This is a genomic window from Methylobacterium sp. E-041 (assembly GCF_022829665.1).
GTDB lineage: Bacteria > Pseudomonadota > Alphaproteobacteria > Rhizobiales > Beijerinckiaceae > Methylobacterium.
This window is the reverse complement of record NZ_JAKSYQ010000236.1, coordinates 1-2,058: the sequence shown is the minus strand read 5'-3', so window position 1 is coordinate 2,058 and position 2,058 is coordinate 1. Positions and strand designations below refer to the sequence as shown.

The 2,058-nt window shown below is 64.0% G+C and carries 1 protein-coding gene and 2 pseudogenes; 2 read left to right on the top strand and 1 reads right to left on the bottom strand.

The features are described from left to right. Nucleotides 1–69: 69 nt before the first annotated feature. Nucleotides 70–641 (top strand): annotated as a pseudogene (locus tag MKK70_RS22035) (IS5 family transposase); the annotation flags it as partial. Nucleotides 642–647: 6 nt separating this feature from the next. Here the strand turns inward: MKK70_RS22035 and MKK70_RS22030 are convergent. Next, nucleotides 648–1,601 (bottom strand): annotated as a pseudogene (locus MKK70_RS22030) (IS481 family transposase); the annotation flags it as partial. A gap of 117 nt (nucleotides 1,602–1,718) precedes the next feature. On the opposite strand from MKK70_RS22030, the gene MKK70_RS30715 reads away from it, so the two are divergent. Then, the gene (locus MKK70_RS30715; RefSeq protein ID WP_279603763.1) at nucleotides 1,719–1,850 is read left to right on the top strand and encodes a hypothetical protein; all 132 of its coding nucleotides are present in this window, start codon (nucleotides 1,719–1,721) and stop codon (nucleotides 1,848–1,850) included. The last annotated feature ends 208 nt before the right edge of the window (nucleotides 1,851–2,058 follow it).

Below are 2,058 nucleotides of genomic sequence, written 5' to 3'. Positions count from 1 at the left end.
CTAGAGCCTGTCGTCGTCTGAACGGATTGGCTTGGCTAGCGTTTTCGTTTCTCTGATGCAGGAGGGACGATGCTGAGCGACGCCCAGCGGTCTGAACTGGAGCCCTTGGTCGAGGCCTGCCGGCCCAAGGCCAAGACGCCCCCACAGGATCTCAGACGCACACTCTCAGCCATCCTCTGGCGGCATCAGAACGGGGCCAAGTGGCGGGCCATTCCAGAGGATCTGGGGCCGTGGTGGCGCGCGGCGCAGATCTTCATCCGCTGGTCGCGTGCTGGCGTCTGGGAGCGGCTGCTCGGCCTCGTGCAGGAGCAGGGCGTCCAGCTTGGTATGGTGTTCCTCGATGGCACCAACGTGCGGGCGCACCAAAAGGCGGCAGGCGCTGTCAAAAGGGGGGATCTGGGGCCGAGCGAGACGCTCGTGAAGCGCTTGGCCGCTCACGTGGCGGCGATAGTTCCAAGGCTTGCGTGATCGCCGACGGGCAGGGTCGCGCCATCGCCTTCCGGCTGGCACCCGGTCAGGCTCATGAACTGCCTCACGCCGTCCCCCTGCTCGACCAACTGACGGGCGTGCCCAAGTGGGTCGTCGGGGACCGCGGCGACACCCGTCACGCCTTTCGCCAGCACATCTGGAACATGGGCGCTGTGCAGTCCCGAGGTGAGATGGGTTGGATCGTATCTGAAGCGGTCTGGATTGTCTGCCCAGGCCCGGCAGATCGCTTCATACGGAGTAAGGCCGCGTAGGGTCTTGAGCCGCCGAGCGAAGTTGTAGGCATCCAGGAAGGCGGCGAGGTGTTCCCGCAGCTGATCGTGGGTGTCGTAATGGTAGCGCTTGACCGTCGCCTCCTTGAGGGTCCGGTTCATGCGCTCGACCTGGCCATTGGTCCACGGGTGGTTTGGCTTGGTGAGCCGATGCTCGATGTCGTGTGCCCGGCAGATCTGGTCGAAGCGGTTGACGCGGTACAGGGCGGTCGGGCCGCGACGGTTCTTGGGCAGCTCGGCGAACTGGATGCCGTTGTCGGTCAGGATGATGTGCAGTCGGTAAGGACAGGCCTCGATGAGTGCCTCCAGGAAAGCGCAGGCCACGGGTCGATCAGCGCGTTCGTGCAGCTGGGCAAAGGCGTATTTGGACGTTCTGTCGATGGCCACCCAGAGGTACAGCTTGCCTTCGCCGGTGCGAACCTCCGCGATGTCGATGTGGAAGAAGCCGATCGGGTAGCCCTTGAACGCTTGCTTGCCGGGCTTATCGCCGCCGACCTCGGGTAACCGGCTGATTCCATGGCGTTGCAGGCAGCGATGCAGCGACGAGCGGGTCAGGTGCGGGATGGTGGCCTGCAGCGCGTAGAGGCAGTCGTCGAGCGGCAAGAGGGTGTGCCGGCGGAAGGCGACGATCACCGCCTCTTCCTCGGTCGTGAGCACTGTAGAGTGCGGCGTCTTCGGTCCCATGGCCGCGTCATGAACGAAGGCTCGCTTACGCCACTTCGCGACTGTCTTGGGGTTCAGTCCGTGCTGGGCGGCAAGATCTTTGAGCGGAGCTTTCGATCGCTGTAGCGCTGCTCTGACCGCGTGCGTGGTCGTGGCGCAGCCGTGAAGAACCTGTCCCATAACGCCTCCCGGAATGCAGCGACCTCAGCGAAACTGATGCCACCACACCTCGGGACTGCACACCTAGCATCGCAGGTGCGCGCTGCCCGCCTGCGATGCGCTTACTCCGTCGAGGCCTTGGCTGAACTCGCCAGCGTCGATCCATCCGTGATCGTTCACGTCGAAAAGGGCGACCTCAGCGAGGATGATACCCTCTATCGTGAGCGCGTCCTCGACACGCTCGGATTGGGTGCTCTGGCAGGTCGCTGAGGCGCTAGATTGCGGCCGCCTGCAAGATGACATCTCATTGTCGTTGGCAGGCTGTATGCCGGCGTCAGGGCTACAAGTCTCCCGATAAGCGGATGCGGGACGATGAGCAGAGAGATCATTCCATTGCGCCCGAAGGGGGCTGAGCAATCGGCTCTCGCTCGGATCGATGTCGCCGCCGTAGCGCTCCTGGCCGGGGGCCAAGCTACGA